Annotated in this window: 18 protein-coding genes; 2 read left to right on the forward strand and 16 right to left on the reverse strand. The window is 45.8% G+C overall.

All coding sequences use genetic code 11. The features are described from left to right. Positions 1-3: 3 nt before the first annotated feature. The 16 genes from EMQ_RS06940 to EMQ_RS07015 all read right to left on the reverse strand — a co-directional run bounded on the left by EMQ_RS06940 (position 4) and on the right by EMQ_RS07015 (position 14,024). Positions 4-903, reverse strand: coding sequence for a hypothetical protein (locus tag EMQ_RS06940; protein WP_165878934.1), 900 nt, complete (start codon positions 901-903; stop codon positions 4-6). Then, the gene (locus tag EMQ_RS06945; protein ID WP_132012057.1) at positions 903-1,793 is read right to left on the reverse strand and encodes a hypothetical protein; all 891 of its coding nucleotides are present in this window, start codon (positions 1,791-1,793) and stop codon (positions 903-905) included. Before EMQ_RS06945 ends, EMQ_RS06940 begins: the two co-directional genes overlap by 1 nt. 136 nt (positions 1,794-1,929) lie before the next feature. After that, a complete protein-coding gene (locus EMQ_RS06950; RefSeq protein WP_018308266.1) occupies positions 1,930-2,247 on the reverse strand; it encodes a hypothetical protein in 318 nt (105 codons plus the stop codon). A 2-nt stretch (positions 2,248-2,249) separates the two neighbouring features. Continuing rightward, positions 2,250-2,675, reverse strand: a complete 426-nt coding sequence (locus tag EMQ_RS06955; RefSeq protein ID WP_132012056.1) for a hypothetical protein — start codon at positions 2,673-2,675, stop codon at positions 2,250-2,252. Then, positions 2,675-4,297 (reverse strand): phage tail sheath protein, encoded by a 1,623-nt coding sequence (locus EMQ_RS06960; protein ID WP_190653919.1) that lies wholly within the window; start codon positions 4,295-4,297, stop codon positions 2,675-2,677. Before EMQ_RS06960 ends, EMQ_RS06955 begins: the two co-directional genes overlap by 1 nt. Beyond that, complete coding sequence (locus EMQ_RS06965; protein WP_132012055.1) at positions 4,284-5,132, reverse strand: hypothetical protein; 849 nt, start codon at positions 5,130-5,132, stop codon at positions 4,284-4,286. The genes EMQ_RS06960 and EMQ_RS06965 overlap by 14 nt, the downstream gene beginning before the upstream one ends. Then, positions 5,132-5,812, reverse strand: a complete 681-nt coding sequence (locus EMQ_RS06970; protein ID WP_132012054.1) for a hypothetical protein — start codon at positions 5,810-5,812, stop codon at positions 5,132-5,134. Before EMQ_RS06970 ends, EMQ_RS06965 begins: the two co-directional genes overlap by 1 nt. Continuing rightward, entirely contained in the window at positions 5,812-6,195 is a 384-nt protein-coding gene (locus EMQ_RS06975; protein WP_132012053.1) for a hypothetical protein, read from the reverse strand. Before EMQ_RS06975 ends, EMQ_RS06970 begins: the two co-directional genes overlap by 1 nt. Positions 6,196-6,248: 53 nt before the next feature. Beyond that, positions 6,249-7,616, reverse strand: coding sequence for a hypothetical protein (locus tag EMQ_RS06980; RefSeq protein ID WP_018308263.1), 1,368 nt, complete (start codon positions 7,614-7,616; stop codon positions 6,249-6,251). A gap of 13 nt (positions 7,617-7,629) precedes the next feature. After that, on the reverse strand, positions 7,630-8,196 hold the full coding sequence (locus tag EMQ_RS06985) for a phage scaffolding protein (RefSeq protein WP_081617501.1): 567 nt from the start codon (positions 8,194-8,196) through the stop codon (positions 7,630-7,632). 30 nt (positions 8,197-8,226) lie between these two features. Continuing rightward, positions 8,227-9,675, reverse strand: coding sequence for a phage portal protein (locus tag EMQ_RS06990; protein ID WP_231367980.1), 1,449 nt, complete (start codon positions 9,673-9,675; stop codon positions 8,227-8,229). An 8-nt stretch (positions 9,676-9,683) separates the two neighbouring features. Further along, positions 9,684-10,571: a hypothetical protein gene (locus tag EMQ_RS06995; RefSeq protein WP_190653920.1), complete on the reverse strand. Its 888-nt coding sequence runs from the start codon at positions 10,569-10,571 to the stop codon at positions 9,684-9,686. A 53-nt stretch (positions 10,572-10,624) separates the two neighbouring features. Beyond that, positions 10,625-11,017, reverse strand: coding sequence for a hypothetical protein (locus EMQ_RS07000; RefSeq protein WP_018308262.1), 393 nt, complete (start codon positions 11,015-11,017; stop codon positions 10,625-10,627). After that, complete coding sequence (locus tag EMQ_RS07005) at positions 11,007-11,501, reverse strand: hypothetical protein (protein ID WP_132012052.1); 495 nt, start codon at positions 11,499-11,501, stop codon at positions 11,007-11,009. The genes EMQ_RS07000 and EMQ_RS07005 overlap by 11 nt, the downstream gene beginning before the upstream one ends. Next, entirely contained in the window at positions 11,502-11,795 is a 294-nt protein-coding gene (locus EMQ_RS07010) for a helix-turn-helix domain-containing protein (RefSeq protein WP_099349287.1), read from the reverse strand. It lies immediately after the preceding gene. A gap of 30 nt (positions 11,796-11,825) precedes the next feature. Continuing rightward, positions 11,826-14,024, reverse strand: coding sequence for a hypothetical protein (locus EMQ_RS07015; protein WP_010666934.1), 2,199 nt, complete (start codon positions 14,022-14,024; stop codon positions 11,826-11,828). Positions 14,025-14,262: 238 nt separating this feature from the next. Between EMQ_RS07015 and pheS the strand changes: the two genes are divergently transcribed. Both pheS and pheT read left to right on the forward strand, forming a co-directional pair. Further along, positions 14,263-15,330 (forward strand): phenylalanine--tRNA ligase subunit alpha, encoded by a 1,068-nt coding sequence (pheS, locus tag EMQ_RS07020; protein ID WP_010666935.1) that lies wholly within the window; start codon positions 14,263-14,265, stop codon positions 15,328-15,330. Positions 15,331-15,333: 3 nt separating this feature from the next. Beyond that, positions 15,334-17,796, forward strand: coding sequence for a phenylalanine--tRNA ligase subunit beta (gene pheT / locus EMQ_RS07025; RefSeq protein WP_010666936.1), 2,463 nt, complete (start codon positions 15,334-15,336; stop codon positions 17,794-17,796). Positions 17,797-17,817 lie beyond the last annotated feature (21 nt).

A 17,817-nucleotide genomic window follows, 5' to 3' on the forward strand; every position in this document is an offset into this window, starting at 1 on the left:
GACTCATGATAATATATTTGAAAGAGAAATATTGTTAGTCGAGCGCGTTAAGTAGGCATTGTTCAGTGCTGATGTTGCCAATATTCCGGAATGTGCTGTCGCAGCAATCATGGAAGAGGCACCTGAGACTAGATTTCCGCCGGAATTAGCGGAAATAGACGATATTTCAGTGTTGGAAGCATTGAATATTGATGAGTTTAGGTTTGTAGATGACGAGATATTACTTTGAAGGTTTGTAAAATCTAGGTTTGAACTCAAAGAAGATAGAGCATTCGCTTGTGTCGAAAGGCCTGATAGTTTGCTGTTTAGAGTAGACATTTCACCTCCCTCGCCAATCAGATTAGCTAAAGGAGTTATTTCCCCAGCGTAAGAACTTGAGACATTTGTGAGATAACTCACATAGGAACTGGCGTCTGAAAGCAAACCGGTTGTTGTGGAAAATGCACTTGAAAGATCAGAATTCAGTAAACCGACGAGGGAAGATAATGTCGAGGTTAAAGTTGAAACTGTTTGAGGAATAACTTCACAAAAAATTTTGTAAGGAATAATGGTTCCACAATTTGTGTAAGAGGCCTGAAAAGCTGTGATAACGACTTTTCTTGAAATCCCTCCACCTGAAAAAGTGTAGGAATTACCACTCCGAGCCATGGCATCAAGAGTTCTTGCTTTCTGAAGGGATGAGCTACCCCGAAAAATGCCACCCCAAGTTAATGGCTGATCATAGTATCCATTAAGAATAACGACTTTAGCACCGCCGATTTGGTGAAAAGTCTCGGTTGCCTGATAGCCGCCCCAAAACAATTCAGAAGGCACTTCTGTATCCAGAAAAGTAATTGGCCCTAATGTAAAATTTTGAGTGCCAAGAGCGGATTCTATAGAAGAAACAATGCCTAAAAAACTCATTAGATATGTAATCCAGGATAACTTGGAACACTTTGTACCCACGACATTAATGAGCCGCTGGGAGGAGAACGAAAAGATTGGTTGAGTTCAGATTCAACAAAGTTCATTATTTCATGAAAATCAGTTTTATTTATAGATAAATTTCCTACATTACCTAATTCATTTTCATTTTTTAAGTATGATGTATTTACTGTATTTTCATTTATTTTATTTAATGATTTTCCTGATATATTCAGTAAATTTTTTTTTCCTACCTTTCTTTCCATTACATTTTTTGTGATTTTATTTTTATGATTTGTTTTATAATAAACGAAACTATGGTTTTTTATATTTTCTGAGGAGATGCTTTGAGATGAGTTTATAAATTTTATGCTTGTATTTGGTTGTTTCTGCTCAATATGAGAGATGTGTAAACCATGAAATAACATTCCACTTCCATTATAGGTGGGGAATATTTTTTGTATATATCTATTTTTTTTTGATTTATCAGCTCTTGCCTTATATTCTAAAAAATTTAATAAATTAATGTTTCTGCTTATGTTCGTATTATTGTTTATTCCTTTATATTCACTATTTGATGTTATTTTGTTTTCATTATTTTTTAATTGTGTATTTATAAATTTATTTAAGTTTCTTTGGTTGTATGTGTATATTTTTTCTACATTTTTATAATTTAATAAATTTTTTGTGATATGGGTTTTTTGTGGTATTGAATTTGATGAGTTGAAATTTTTTATATGACTGTTAAGACTTATTGTAAATTTTTTTCTTAAATAAGTTAAATGCGTTTTGAAATTATTATATTTTTTTATAAATAAATTTTGTAAGGAGTTTTTTTTGTTATAGGCATTTATTCGGAATTTTGCTCCAACCATTGAAGGCGCTCCCACGAAAACTCCCCTCCATCCATTTTCCCTATGACGATAATAGCAGCAGCTCGCAAACGCCAATCCCACTGCATAATCAAATCATAGGGAATGTTTGCCTTTAATAGAGTTATTATTTCTGATAAAGACGGAGAGGATGCTAATTTTTTATTAAGTTTATATCGTCTTCTTCTGTACATTCGGTTGAAATAAGATAATCCTCAATTGACTTTATTCCATCTACACCAATATCATTCGCCAACATGTCGAGCATATTTTTGTTTTTCGGAAAAGGCACGGGGATGCTATTAATGGCACGAATTGAGCACCATTGTTGTACAACATTTATATAAGTTTCATTTTTTGAGCCGTCTGGGCCACAAATCAAAATAATATCAAGCATTTCACTTGGTGTTATTTCTTTATAAATAAGCTCTTTGCCTGTTTCACAAACCAGTTTAACCATATTATCTTTCATTATTATATAGCTCTTCTTAGGCTGGCGAAAAATGTTACAGATTGGGATACGACGCTTTCAGCTGTAAATTTACCTGCGTTTGAAAACGCTAAAGTCAGACCACTATATTCAAATTTTGAAGTACTGCCATCACTTTCCTGAATATAACAATACAAAACACCTGATGAAATAGTGTTGGAGTTCCAAAAAGCAAGTTCATCTGTATTGAATAAATCGTCTAGAGCAGAATTTCCTCTATCGATCGTGAATGATCCTCTCCACCCAGCAGGTGTGTTAAATTCAACAGGAGGCTTGTTGAGAGGAGAAACTTTTTGGGCGCGAATTTCCTGATGGACACTGAAATCAGTAACATCCTGAATGTCGATCCTGTTTCCATTCCAAATAAGGATAATGGATCCTTGCCGACCAAGTGTGTATGTAGTAGCCATTAGTTACTAGAAACCGTCACACCGGCCCCTCCTGTAATATTTACAATAAATTTCTTATTAATACCAAAATAGGTAACATTGATATCAGCTTGTAAAAAACCTAAAGAAATTCGAGATTGTGGATTATTTGTTGTTGAGCAGATGACGGAGTAGGGTGCACTACCAGAAGCAGTACCAATGACGCCTTGTTGTTCTAAGTCAGAAAGAAATCCGGTTAAGGTAGCTTCAATATCAGTGAATAAAGTAGGAGATATTGGTTGACCAATATAAACTCCCATACCGTTGGCAAGTGTCTCACTGATAAAATTAGTTACTCTAGTATATTCATCACCATTATTTGTTGAGTTACTAGAGATATTTATTCCAGCTCTAACAGTCCAGTAACTTCCTCCTGGAGCAGGATTGCAAATAACATCAATCCCATTGGTGAAAAGAGAAGTCAATTCTGCTGAAGAGTAAGTTAAGTTCTGACCAGAACTTATTAGGCCTGATTTTTGACTGCCAATAACACCATATATTTGTTTGTTAAGGCTCGGGAGTTGAGGCGAAAGAGCCGCCAATCGCCCTGCGACAAAACCTGTTGGAGGTACTAATCTGGTAAGAGAATTCTCACCATCGTACCAGTAAAGCCAGTCCCCTAGCATAGCTTTCAAACTATAACTGTCTACACCGACTGAACTGCGTTTTGCTGAAGCTGTTTCAACAGATTCACTGGGGGGACCGGATGTGATCATATAGATTCCTTCCGATAAAGCAAAGGCGGCCTGAGTGGACCAAGTTGTATCATCTGTTACACCGGCAAGGACTGCCAGACTGCATTTTTGCCCTCTCAAGGCATACATGCCCGTGCGGGTAAGTCCATCTGATCCTAGCAGTATGTTGGCTGTTACAGCTGAATTTCCATCAGTCCCTCCTGTCAGAGCTGTGGTATTCATTGCACTCGGAGCTACATCGACTGCAGTGCCAAGTGTCGCTGTGATTATTGAACTTGGTCCCCTAATAGATGATTGTCCGTTATTGATGGCTGAAACAAAGTTGTTCCAAAAAACACCATTATCTGTTTGTTGAATTAAGTTATCAAATGTTTCTGGAAGATAGTTGGGCATCGTTACCGTTATCTTCCAGCTTTTAGGAGCCGAACCAGGAGAAATATTAAAGCTAATATTGTTTGATTCTGATCCTGTGTACTTTGATTTTATTAAAACTGGATATGTTTCGTTATCACTTTGTTGAAGTACTGGTGCAGAACCAACTGTGTCTGTACCATCCGTAACTCTTACTCCAACAAAATTGGAGGCCCCCTGCAAAATAGCGGTAGATGCAATGGTTGCTAAATCAAAGGCACTGTCTTGCATTGAGCCAAAATAGGCAGCTCGTTCTGCTGAAGTTCCAAAAACTAATGGGGTATTGGTGGGACCCCATGAGCTGGTTCCAACAATACCGACAATGTCAGTTTGAGCGCCAGATAATGAGGTTGTGCCACTTGTCTGAATTTGAATATAGAGATCTGGAACAGCAAGTGAACTTGTGTTCAATGTTCCCGACTGACTTATAACAGTCATTGTTTTTCCTAACTTATAATAATTTAAACCATTTAATAAATAATATTTAAATGATTCCAATTACATCAAGAGAATTTACATCTATAGATGGCAACAACAAGGGAGGACATGAGATTGTAGATATAATCGCAAACTCTATAGACCACATAATATCAACGCGATACAAATTCGCATTTAAATTATTGTCATATAACTTTCTATCCTGAAAATTTATAATTCCGCGGTCGAATGTTGCATTTGATAGGGTATCTGATGTTAATAAGGATTCTATTACTGCATTTTCCACATTATCACGTGCAACAATAGATGGAGAAAAAACAGAAGTACAGAACATATCTTCTAGCCGACTGATTTCTTGATACATAGTTGAATTTCCACCACAAAATCCTTTTACCACTATCTCTGATTGTGATGTTATCGTTGATCCATCGATAGATATTAGGGCCGAATAATCCGATTTAATAAGTTCATAGATATTGTTCGTAACTGTAGCAGAATCTTGACCTGATTGAACCACAACAGGATATGCTTTTTCTGATATGACTATGCCAGCGAGGCCATTTTGGAGAGCGGTCCCGGAAAATTCAACTTTACATGATGAGTTTATAACATTATCTACAGATAGTCCAAACAAATCATTAGTGTCGAAAGTCTTCCACTGTCGCCCATATCGCGTTTTGTTTTTAGTCTGCCCTGGTTGCTGATTGACAGCTATCCAAGAAATCCCAGATGAAGACATCAAGTCTTTTGATAATTCTACTTCCTGAGGCCAGCCACGACAAATCTTTAAGTTTTCATTAATTGTTGAAAGGAGGACACCGCTCGTATTTTCTGGATAGATATAGTTGTTTATTGTATTACAAATTATATTTTCTATTTCAGAAACTGAAGCCATTATGCTTGATCGCTCTTCGCCACCAAACGCAATCCGAATTCAGTCTCTTCAACAATTAAAACGTGATAACAATTCTGATCCATATCCTTAACCCTTAAGCCTTGATATAATGTGATATCAGGAATTTTAGGCATGAGTATTTCCCAGTTACCGAGAGAAAGATCAGTTCCTAGACCGGTTGGTGAGCGTCCGGATGCGGATACTTCAAGCATTGATACTTGATAGTTAGAAACCACTTCAACATCTTCTTTCCAAACTGGCCCAGAAGGAGATCGTAAACCAATTGAATTGTTATCAGAAGAAAGATCTGATTCATAAAAAGATATTGATTTGTTTGTCTGCACTATCAGTAGAGGTTTCCAAGGTTCAAATCGGGCAACAAAGTAAATATCTGTTGTAATATTCTCTATATTTTCATCTGGTTGTGTTTCGAGATAGTCACCTACAAGAATACCATTTGTATCAATGGAAGCAAACAAAAATTTATGTCCCCATATGGCCGGAGATACTCCGGTAAAGGATGCTGATGGATCAATAAGACACTTTAATGTAGCTATTTTTTCTGATGGTAGTGGCATGGATGAGCTTTGCGGGCGAGTTTGAATAACAGAAAATCCCACAACCGTTGCAGCCTTTTGAAATCCATAGGCAGCTTTTTTCTGTAATTTATCTATATCCATCAGATCGACATTTTTATTAATAAGGAATTAAATCCAGGTCCGACATCGACCCCTATGAATTTAACCAGTTCCAGTCTTTGCTGCTTAAATAAACTAACTCTATCGGTAAATTCGTTTTTGTTATGAGTCCAGATAGCTGCTTTATCTGTATCTAAATTATCAGCAGAATTTGCTGGGCCTTGCTCGAGAACAGATAATGTCGCCAACATCGAGCGAATAACTTGTATTTCTTCTTGTGAAAAATTTGATAGTCTATACTCTAAAATTCCGTAATGAGAAAAATAAAGCCAGCTACCGGAAATATGACTATTGCCACGAGCAGGATACCAACAATAACGCCGTATATTGACTTTTTCTATTTCGCTCAAAACATCTTCAGACATAGATAAAACTTTCTAGAAAATGACCCAGAAAATCTCTGGGTCATTTTAATTATTTAGAGACTTTCAATAATGACGCCACGCTTCAGATAGCTGTTCGTCGATGTTGGAATGATTGAAGGATTGACAGTCGCATCTGTTGGGAGTGCAAAGCCTCCAATCCAGTACCAGGACTGAGCAATAATCTGTTTCAAGCGATCCAAAGGTTCTCTAGTAATCATCATGATACCGTCGACATTTTCGACCAGGGCTCGGTCACTGTCTGGAATATCAACGGATCCGTTGTAATCGCCTTCAATTAGAGCTCCCTGGCCGCAAACAATCGCTCTATGGATAACGCCGCTACCAAGGGAAGCCTGCAGTGGTGCCTCAGTCGTAGGAATAAATCTTACTCCTAAAAGTTCCACAACAGAGCCAGAGCGATAGGCTTCACTGCCGTAAGCACCACGATACAAATATTTAAAATCACCATCACGAAAAAGACCGAGCATCTGCTGATCATCGAGGTAGCAGTGATAGGCGCCATCGATAGTGGGCACGTTATTCATACGTAGAGCAGCTACAGCAGCGAGGACAGTCTGAATGCCTAACGTGTCACCTGTGATGTAATTACTGGAACCGTAATTGCCTTCAGGTGCAACCAGTTGTGCTGTAGTCAGTCGATTATTCGGACGCAAGACAAGTGGAGCTGTTGAAGCCACGACAGCATTTCCTTCTGCGCCATCGCTAACGGACACAGCAGTAGAGAATGTCAGCACACCCGATATGCCCAGGGGGGCGGTCGAAATATTAACAGAGTCATATGCGACGCTGATGAGGGTGTAGGCGTTGCTTCCCACAGTTACAGTCATGCCTGATGACTGAGCTACCGAAACTACCTGCCCGGTTGCGTTTAAAACTCTTTCAAAACCACGCACATCGTCGACAGAGACCTGCGTGCTGGAAGCGCTAATAGAGGTTGTTACCCGGGTGTTGCCGCCCATGTAACCACCGACACCGCCAGACGGACCAGCGAAAAGGGTATTCCGTGCAATTCTATCAAGGGATTGAAGTGCCTGGATGCCGTTGGTGTTTGCATTAGCAAGGAACTGATCGCTGATCCCGACACCTTCACTGACAACATTGAGATCAATGGTGTCACCATACTGATTGATCGTCAGTGTATATTGTTCAACAGACCAGGTTGAAGGAGTCAGGCCATTGTCAAAGTTGGTGTTTTGTGACGGCGACATTGGAACGGTGACGGGTGCCTTCAAACCCTTGCGGGTTTTAGTAATGCTTTCACCAATTCTATTTGGAAAAATTTCTCTGTCTGCGATAGCGCGAAAAGCAATTCGAGACTGCAGACCGGCAGAGAATTCGCGGGCAAGGTAGCCTTCCTGAATAATAGGCTGAAGCTGAGCGGGAAAGTTATCAATAGCCATTAAATTTTGACCTTTAATTATAGCGACGAGAATAAGACGGTGCTACTCTTTTTAAAGAGCGTTTGTATTCAGATTCAGACATATCTTTAACAGGCAATGCTGTGTTGGCTTTTGCCTTAGGCGTAAGAGCTGAACGAGCAGTGCTGCTCATTTTTCCAGCTCGACTGGTGTCTGCAAAAAGAAAAGGTTTTTTTGACTTTAAATCAGCTATAGCTGTGTCGATTCCAAGAATATTTCCATTTTCATCTAAGGTAATTTCAGATGAATCTAAAAGCGGTAGACAGTCCAGATCAATAAGTCCAGAAGAAATAGCTTGTGATTTGATTTCGGAGTCAATTTTTATTCTAGAAACTTCTTGCGCCTGCTTTTCTGCCATTACCGCTGTTTCAGCCTTCAAATTGAGCAACTCTTCTTCGACAGACAGAGCGTAGGCTTTCGATGCGGCAAGATCGGCCTGAACTTGAGCCAGTTGATTTGAAAATGCATTAGCTACACTATCAGCTGCTGACCGGGGTGTGTTGGATGCTCCATCTGAAATATTACTATCTTTGCTTTCAGACGATCCTGAATTTACTTCCATTTATTCTCCGCAGCGATATTGATTTTCTTTTTAAGATAACTCATTATCGTTCAATATTTTCTTTATTTCTTCAGCAACATGCTGAACATGCGTTGCAGGTTTCATCATTCTGACTGCGGTGTCCATTGACACAACTCCGGCAGTTTTTGCTGACTGCACCGCATTGGCTATAGTCTGCATGTCCCCAAAGGTTGGTTCAAACCATGCAGGCCAGACAAGTGAAATATTTTTTGCCTGAAGTTCACCATAACTCTGTCCTGCAATCTTTAAATCTGGAAATTTTTGAGTAATTAGAGTAATCAAGTTGATAACTGAGACCAGTCCGCAATCTCCATAAGATCTGCGTAGACGACCAACGAGCCATGTTAAACCGAGACACATGAGTTCCATAGCGCGCCCTGATTGAGCAGCACTAACGCGGTCTCCATGTGCGCGGTTTCCATGCATTGCTTCTAAGGCCAGGGAACGTAAGGCTTGCCACATATTGAGAGCTGCTGCGGCCCCAGTCCCATTAATTTCAAGAAGTTTTGCATCGCTGCCTTGCGGTAAGGCAATTGCATGCGAGGCATCTTTGGTAAATGAAGAGGTTAAACCATTTGAGATTTGATATTCATCAACTGAAAGCACCATCGTTGGATCAGAGGAATAACGTAGTCCTCTCACTGTTTGTGAAAGAAGGTAATCAGCATCAATCATGGCATCAATACCCGCACTAAAAGTGCATTTTCCATCAGGAGCGTTAGGATCTGCAGACGGAAGATTCTTGATCCAGACGATAGGTATTACTCCTAATCCATGCTGTGTGCAGCGCGCTTCATCTCGGATAAGTTGGGTATTCTTATCTGCACTGTATTCGACAGGAATAGGATCGTACCAGATAGTCTCAAATTCAGTGAAATCTCTTGTGAACCAATAATTTCCATCAGGAAATTCGCCGAATCCAGCTTTTTTTAATCCATCAGCGTCAACAATATACTGCTCTCTTACATAAACAAGTTTTCTGGGATCGAGAAGTGAGAAGGTTGGTTCAAGAAAACAGGTTCGTTTTAATTCAACTACAAGCTCATTTTCTATGGCCTGAACTAGGATTGCAACCGATCCTACAGCCCCCATAACTGCAGCCTGCTCCATAAGAGACGGCAGATTTAGATCGAAGCAAATTTTTCGTATTTTTGCTTCGATCTCGCAGTCTTCATTATCATCGTCTTTTTGGACGTGGATGGAAGGCCAGTGAGAAGCACTAAAAAGTAAGGAAACAGTATCATCCACTACAACATTGCATAAATGTGTTCTGACGGAAGGGCGTCTTTTATTGATCGGGATATATGAACCATCGCCACCACACGTCTTGAAGAAAGGATATCGAATATGGTCATAAAGGCTTCCATCCAGAACTTTTTCCAGAGCGAGAAGATTTCTTGTTCTATTCGAGTATTGTGATGGAAAATTCATACTTTTTTTTAATTCGTGCCAGTCCACTTTATTTCCTATCGATCAAGAATTTTGTTGGAATTTATATCGAGTGCATTTTCCGAGAATCTGAAGTATAAATAATAACCACTTGCGTCTACGAGATGGTCATATCCCTGTTTTTTATCTGGTTCAGAGGTCCCTGTTATGAAAGCATATCTCTCGTAACTTTCTATACTTTTTGTGCACTTCGGGGAAACAAAAGCCCTTCGTTGTTTTAATGAATTCTCAAACATCGAATTCATGAAATTCAGTCTGTCACGTACTCGTGGCGATTGTTTTCTTGTTTTGACGCTTATTCCATATGACAGAAGTATAGATATATCTGTTTTTCCTGAAGCTGACGTTTTTCGTGCTTGTCCTGCAGGGTCTGGATAGACTGTGATATGTTGTGCGGAATATTCTTCTACCCCAGAGAAATCTCTTTCTTTTTTACCATATCGTTTCAGTATTTCTTTTGAAATTTCATCAGTATTGGATGTCTGTATAATTATTTCGTCTATTTGCGTAGTAATTATAATGCCATTTTCATCCATATCCTCCTGCCAGACTGTTGCCGACATGGGGTTTATGTTGAAATCCATTCCTATATGAACAGCTTTGGTCTCATCATATGTAGCGTTTTTGATGGAGTGTTTTCTTGAGAATGCATATAAGCAACGACCGCAGAAAGTTTCAAACGATGCTTCATATTCCTGACGATATGTACGAAGATCAAGGCTGTTCTTGGCATTATTGATTTCTTCAGCTGAGACGTTTCCTCCATCCAGTGTCGTGTAAGAACAGGACCACCAACCATTTTCATGTGTCTCTCCATGCTGACCTTTCAAATAAAGATCATAAAAATGATCTTTTCCTTTCGGTGTACCAATGAAAAGAGCATTTCCTTCGCATGTTGAAAGCATTGGGCGAATAACTTCAGTCCAGGCTTCAGGTGGAGTGTCTGCCCATTCATCACCTAAAAAAAAAACAAACCACTCCCACGTAACGCATCATAATTTTCTAATCCTACGATGCGTACCGTATGTCCGTATGGCCCAACCTCAAGGGAAAGCTCCGATTCCCTAGGGGGACGTATAAGCCATTTTTGGGGAATGGTGGCTTTCAGTTTTGGCCAGAATATTTTTTTTGCCTGTTTGTATGTGGGAGCAGCATACCAGATCTCATTATCGGGATTGATGTTTCTTACAACAGCGTTCTTTACGGCTCGACGAATCTCTTCTGCGGCTTCAAATGTTTTGCCGAATCTTCTTCCGCAGGCGGCGACGCGAAAGCGAGCATGTTTTTTCCATCCTTCCCGATATATATTCATCTGGGGCGATGTTAGCGATATTCTCTCTTCATTCTTCATGAGAATTTGTATTTTTAGTAATATTTTCCTGAGGAGATGGATCAGAAATTATTTCATCCCTAAGTCGTGCCATCTTGTCTTCTGGTGGTGTGTGTATGGTATTTGAAAGATCTGCCTTTTCTGCACGCGCCAGACGACTGGAGTGATCTTTCAGAAGAGTTGTAATGAGACGTGTGTCGGGGATTCTATCTATGACAGGTTTTCCTCTTTCATCTATAACAATTTTTCCTTTTTCTGTTCGCCTTATTTTGGGAATTCCGCCAAAAGCGAGATCATGAACTGCGGCAGTCATTTCATCGTGAAAGAAAGTACGTGCTATTGTTAAACGCTGGCGTTCTTCAGGATTTTTCTTTAAATAATAATATAAATCGCTAAGAGGACGGTTAGCAAGTCTCATGCAATTTGAACTGTTTCCTGTTTTTGATACACAATCACAGATGGAAATAAATTCAGCCCTGGTCATAGGCTTCTGTTTTTTTTTCATTTAATTTTCATTTAGATTGTAAGTATTTCTTCTAGCCGTGTTTTTTAATTTTATAGCATCCCATGAAATTGGATTGCCGGGTGCTAGAGGCTCCCATCCGGCTTCTTTTCGCCTTTCGCTAGCCTGTTTCATGGAGCCTGAAGATAAAGCTATTTTAATGGATAATCTGTGAATGTAGCTTCGGCTTGCGCCTGTTATTTTGGCAATATTTCTTATTGAAAGGCCTTTTTTCTGAAGTTCTGAAATTTTATTATATACTTCCTTGCTATAATCTTCATCAAATTTTTTTGCCATTTAATTTTTCAGTTTTTTCTATTTTGAATGCTAATTTTTTACAGTATTACCAAGTGAGTCTGTCCATGTTGACCCATTCCACCACACAGGAATCCCTCTCTGGGCTGAGGTCGATGAACTGGAATAGCAGTCTGAGCAGTAACGTTGGTCACCAGCGTTTGTGTTTGTTGTCGGCAATGAACTGTAGGTATTGTTGGGTGCATTGATCGCACCATTTGATTTCAAGCCGGCATCAATAACAAATGTGCTGTTTGAAGGGCCGTTTACGCCCAGAATGTGCATGTTTCCATCAGTGCTGGCATAGAAATAGCCGGCAAGAGCGTTATTGGTATTCATCAAGATAAGAGATTTTCCGTCGTTGATAACAAGATTGTCATCAACTTCGGGGGTGCCTTGTCGATTTACGGAAAAACCACAACCCGTATAGCCGCACAGGCTAATTCCATTGGGATAGTTGGCTGGATTAAACTCAAGATGTTCCTGGGTCGTTCCGTCCATGGAAAGCTGATGCACATCATTGTGTCCATCAACCTGCACGCCCATGCTTGTCGTAATATCACTGTAGTCGTTCTGGTTATTGGTATCATCGGCATTGCGCGTGTTCCAGATTGTCAGACGCATATTGTGCGAATAGGCAGGCCACGCTGTATCCGCATCCCACGCAGGTCTATTGGATTGCCCAAAATCGGCGATAACCTTTTGGGAACCTTTTGTATAAGCAGGACCACCGTATCCTGCGGATGCAAAAGAGCGCGATGCAACATTCATCGAATACCATTCGCCTGAAAGAACTAGGGTGTTTGCATTGCCTCCAGCCAGATTCATGTCATAACTGTCTGGGCTGGGAGAAGTGGTGCCGCTATAGGCTACAGTAATGCCCTGCATATAGGCTGTCTCTCCGGACGTGTCGTCATTCCAGAGGTCATATTCAATCCCTTCACAACCACGGACCTGATTATTGATTTTTCCTGTTGGATCATTGATGTCTCCCGGAGATGCATGTGGAGTCGGACCGGGAAGGTAACAGATAACATTATTATCAAATGCCTTTGTGTATACTCCAAACATTATCGCTGGGTCGCCAAAGTCTGACCATACTGTATCAATGGCCGGTGTGGTTCCGTCCAGTGAGGTCGTGCCAGGTGTTTCTGTACCAGTGTTCGTGTTTGGAAAATTCTGGGTCTGATTGAAAATGCGCCAGCCATCAGTCAGAATGGTTGTAACCAGTCCAGCGGAATTTGTGTAATAACCACTTATTTCACCAACAAAAGTCGCATTTTTATAGCTGGCGGGATTAATGCCAATTTCATTGGTCATCATCCGTGCATGATTGTGAGATTTAATCCAATCAGACCACGTCTGCGGAAGAGGATTTGCAAAAGTTGCTCCCCAGCTATAAAAAGTTGGAATATGCGTTAGCCCGTCAGGTGCGGTGACGGCGCTTCCTGTTGTAGTAAAAACAGGTGAGCTGGGACCTGCGTAGGTGTAACGGGCAACAGCGTCATAATTATCGTAGGATGCCGCACCGCTGGCATAGCTGGGGCCGACACCGGCAATCGAACCACGCATGTTTTCCGACTGCATGAAAACACCTTCGACAATTCCCATATTCCCGCCGGAGTAAGGGATATTATGCACAAAAAGTGGAACGCCATCGAATTCCTGTGATCCACCCAGACGCAGATGAGTGGGCGGCATATAGTCGTCCACCTGAGCAGTGCCGGATGTGTCGTATCCCATTGTCCAGCGATGATTGAAGGCAACTTTGGGATTGCCGTACTGGGTCGCTGTCCCGGAGTTGGTGGTCCAGGTGAGCGGATTGTTCCAGCCGACAGTGGAGTAATCACTGGCTGTGGAGGCTGTTGTGGAAACGGGCGAGGTGACGTTTCCTGTTGAATCCAGCACAGCCAGACCACCGGCCACACCCATCAACGATTCCTGGATTGCGCCGACCGCAAGTGAATAAGCGGAACTTGCAGTTGACGTAGTGGATGCGAGAGAATTTGTATTTTTCTGTGTGGTGCTTGCAAGTTGTAAGAGAGTCTGGCCTGTGCCAGTTACAACAGCACTGCCATTGATCTGCGTGACCTGCAGAGTACTGTCCGCGTAGGCGCTGGATGTGGCTGTTGTCAGGAGAAAAACAAACCAGGGCAGCGGGAAAAGGCAGCGATGCAGGCGCGAGTGCCCGCCGCGCAAAGCGTTAAAAATATTCGGATATGGGAATGTCATTTTATCTCGGCAGGTGAAGACAGAGTGCAATGAATAAATCTTGAGCACATGAAAATGTGTGAGGCTCGAATGCTCAGATATTAACGTGTCCCTACTTGTCGCGCTTCACCGGGACACGCCGCCATTCCCCGGTTTTCTGCTCTTCGGGCTTTTCTCCACCGGCCAAAGCGGCTATCCGCGCCCTGAGCAAACAGTTCCGCCCCGCAACAAGAGGGGCATGAGACGCGGACGAGGTCACATGAGCGACGATGTTGATACACTCCGGCAGGACTGCCTCGCGGCCCTTGCGGAAGCCACCGACCAGCGTGCCTGGGATGCCATCCGTGTCTCGTTTCTCGGAAAGTCGGGCCGTCTGACGGGACTGCTCAAGCAGCTCGGACGTATGGATGCCGAAGAACGCAAAGTGCGCGGCGCCCAGCTTAACCGTCTCCGTGACGAACTGACCCGCGCCATCGAGGACCGTGGCCGCGAGATCGAGACGGCCGCACTCGACGCACGTCTCGCTGCCGAGCGTGTCGATATCTCCGTGCCAGTCGTTGAAACCCCGCGCGGTGGCCTACACCCGGTCAGTCAGGCCGTTGAGGAAATCACCGCGATCTTCGGCGCCATGGGATTCACCGTCGCCGAAGGGCCGGACATCGAGACCGACTGGCACAATTTCTCCGCGCTCAACACGCCGGAACATCACGCCGCCCGCACCGACCACGACACGTTCTACCTGCCGCCAGAAGGCGATGGCCGGAACCGCGTCCTGCGCACCCAGACCTCAGGCGTGCAGATCCGCACGATGCTCGGTCAGAAGCCGCCGATCCGCATCATCGCGCCGGGCCGCACCTACCGTGCCGACCACGACGCCACCCATTCACCGATGTTCCATCAGTGCGAAGGGCTGGTCATTGACCAGGGCATCACCCTTGGCCACCTCAAGGGCACGCTGATCGAGTTCCTGCGCGTGTTCTTCGGCAAGCCCAATCTGCCCGTGCGGTTCCGCGCCTCCTATTTCCCCTTCACCGAACCTTCGATGGAGGTCGATATCGGCTGGTCCCGCAAGACCGGCGAAATCGGGGGAGGAGAGGACTGGCTGGAAGTCCTCGGTTCCGGCATGGTCCACCCGCGCGTGCTGGCCAACTGCGGTCTGAACCCTGAGGAGTGGCAGGGCTTCGCCTTTGGCATGGGCGTCGAGCGTCTCTCCATGCTCAAGAACGGCATCCCCGATCTCCGCTCCTTCTATGAGAGCGATGTCCGCTGGCTCACCCATTACGGGACCGATCCGCTCGCGCCCGCCCTGCTGCACGAGGGAATCTGATCCATGAAGTTCACGCTATCCTGGCTTCACGACCATCTTGAAACCTCCGCCACACTGGAGGAAATCTGCGCCGCCCTGAACCGCATCGGCCTTGAGGTCGAAGGCGTCGAGCAGCGTGGGGCCGCTGTCGCGCCGTTCCTCACGGCCCGCATCCTCTCTGCCGTGCAGCATCCGAATGCCGACCGCCTGCGTGTCTGCCGCGTCGATGCCGGTCCGGGCTTCAACGATGTGCAGGTCGTGTGCGGCGCGCCAAACGCCCGTGAAGGTATCGCCGTCATCTTCGCGCCGCCGGGTACCTATGTTCCCGGTCTCGACATCACCATCAAGGCGGGCAAGATCCGTGGCGAGGCCAGCGGCGGCATGCTCTGCTCGCTCCGTGAACTCGGTCTTGGCGCGGAATCCGACGGCATCGCCGAACTGCCCGAGGACACGTTCCCCGGCCAGTCCTATGCCGACTTCGCGGGCTTGGACGATACCGTCATCGAAATCGCCATTACCCCCAACCGTGGCGACGCACTGGCCGTGTATGGCATCGCCCGCGATCTCGCCGCAGCAGGTCTAGGCAAGCTGAAACCGTTCCTCGCCGATACGGTCGATGGCACTTTCCCGTCACCGATCAAATGGGACGACACCTACACCGAAGCCTGCCCGTGGGTACTTGGACGCACCATCCGGGGCGTCAAGAACGGTCCCAGCCCGCAATGGCTGCGTGACAAGCTGGAAGCCATCGGTCTGCGGTCGATTTCCACGCTGGTCGATATCACCAACCTGTTCACCATCGATCTCGGCCGTCCGCTGCACGTCTTCGATGCCGCCCGCATCAAGGGCGATACGCTCACCGTCTGCCGTGGCGGCAACGAGACGATCCGCGCCCTCGACGGCAAGGACTACATCGTCACATCCGATGACTGCGTGATCGCTGACGGCGCGGGCGTTCAGTCCATCGCCGGCATCATGGGCGGCGAGGCAACCGAGGTCACGGACGCCACCACCGACGTGTTCGTCGAATGCGCCCTGTTCGACCCGATCCGCATTGCCCTGACCGGCCGTCGTCTCGGCATCAATTCCGATGCCCGCTACCGTTTCGAACGCGGCGTCGATCAGGCTATGCCTGTTATGGCGCTCGAAGCTGCAACACGCATGATCATGGAACTGTGCGGCGGTGAAGCAAGTGAAGTCGTGTCAGCCGGTGCCCAACCACACTGGCAGCGCACGGCGAAGCTGCGCTTCAAGCGTGTCGCGTCCTTCGGCGGCCTCGATGTGCCTGCCGATGAGTGCGTGACCATCCTCGGCCATCTCGGCTTCGAGACAACCTCCCGCGACGAGCATAGCGTCACCGTTGCGGTTCCCTCATGGCGCAACGATGTGGCTCAGCCGGTCGTGCTCGATCCGTCTTCCGATATTCCGGCCGATCGCTGCATGGAGCTGGAAAACGCGGTCTCCCGTATCGAGCCGGAATGCGATCTGATCGAGGAAATCCTCCGCATCAAGGGGCTGGATCAGGTCAGGCCCGTGCCGCTTCCGACGCGTTCCGTCGTGCCCGGCACCGCGCTCACGCCGGGACGCGCCCGTCTGGCCCGCGCCCGTCGCGTCATGACGGCGCGCGGCCTGATGGAGACCATCGGCTTCTCCTTCATCGCTTACGATGAAGCCCGCAAGTTCGGTGATGCGCCGGAATCCCTGCGTCTGCTGAACCCCATCGCCGCTGACCTCGACCAGATGCGCCCGACGCCCGTGCCGAACCTGCTCGCCGCCGCCCGTCGCAATGCGGCCCGTGGCTGGCCCGATCTGGGGCTGTGCGAGATTGGTGCGGCCTTCAGCGCTGAAGGCCAGACAACGATTGCCGCCGGTCTTCGTGCTGGCCGCACGCCGCGCCAGCCGGGTGTGACAGCTGCCCCCATGACCTTCGCCGCCGCCAAGGCTGATGCGTTCGACGTGCTGACCTCACTTGGCGTGCCGACGGACGCTCTGACCGCCACACCTGACGCGCCTGGTTATTACCATCCCGGCCGTTCCGGTGTGCTGCGTCAGGGACCGAAAAACGTGCTGGCGCATTTCGGCGAACTGCATCCGTCCATCCTGCAGGAAGCCGGGTTCGACTCACCGGTCGTGGCGTTCGAGGTGTTCCTTGACCGTATCCCCGAGCCCAAGCGCCGCAAGAAGTCCGCGCCTGACCTGTCGCCGTTCCAGCCGGTGCGACGCGATTTCGCGTTCCTCGCCGCGCATGATGTGCCGGTGGAGAGCATCCTCCGTGCCGCCAAAGGTGCCGAGCGCAACCTGATCACGGGCGTGTCGCTCTTTGACATCTACGAGGGCGACAAGCTGCCGGAAGGTCAGAAATCGGTCGGTATCGAAATCGTCATCCAGCCGAAGGACGCCAGCCTGACGGACGCGCAGCTGGAAGCGGTGTCGGAGAAGGTGATCGCCGCCGTCGCCAAGGCCACTGGCGCTACTCTGCGATCGTAAGGGAGAAACTCCACATGACGT

It is taken from the genome of Acetobacter aceti NBRC 14818 (genome assembly GCF_000193495.2).
In the GTDB taxonomy this organism is placed as follows: Bacteria; Pseudomonadota; Alphaproteobacteria; order Acetobacterales; family Acetobacteraceae; genus Acetobacter; species Acetobacter aceti.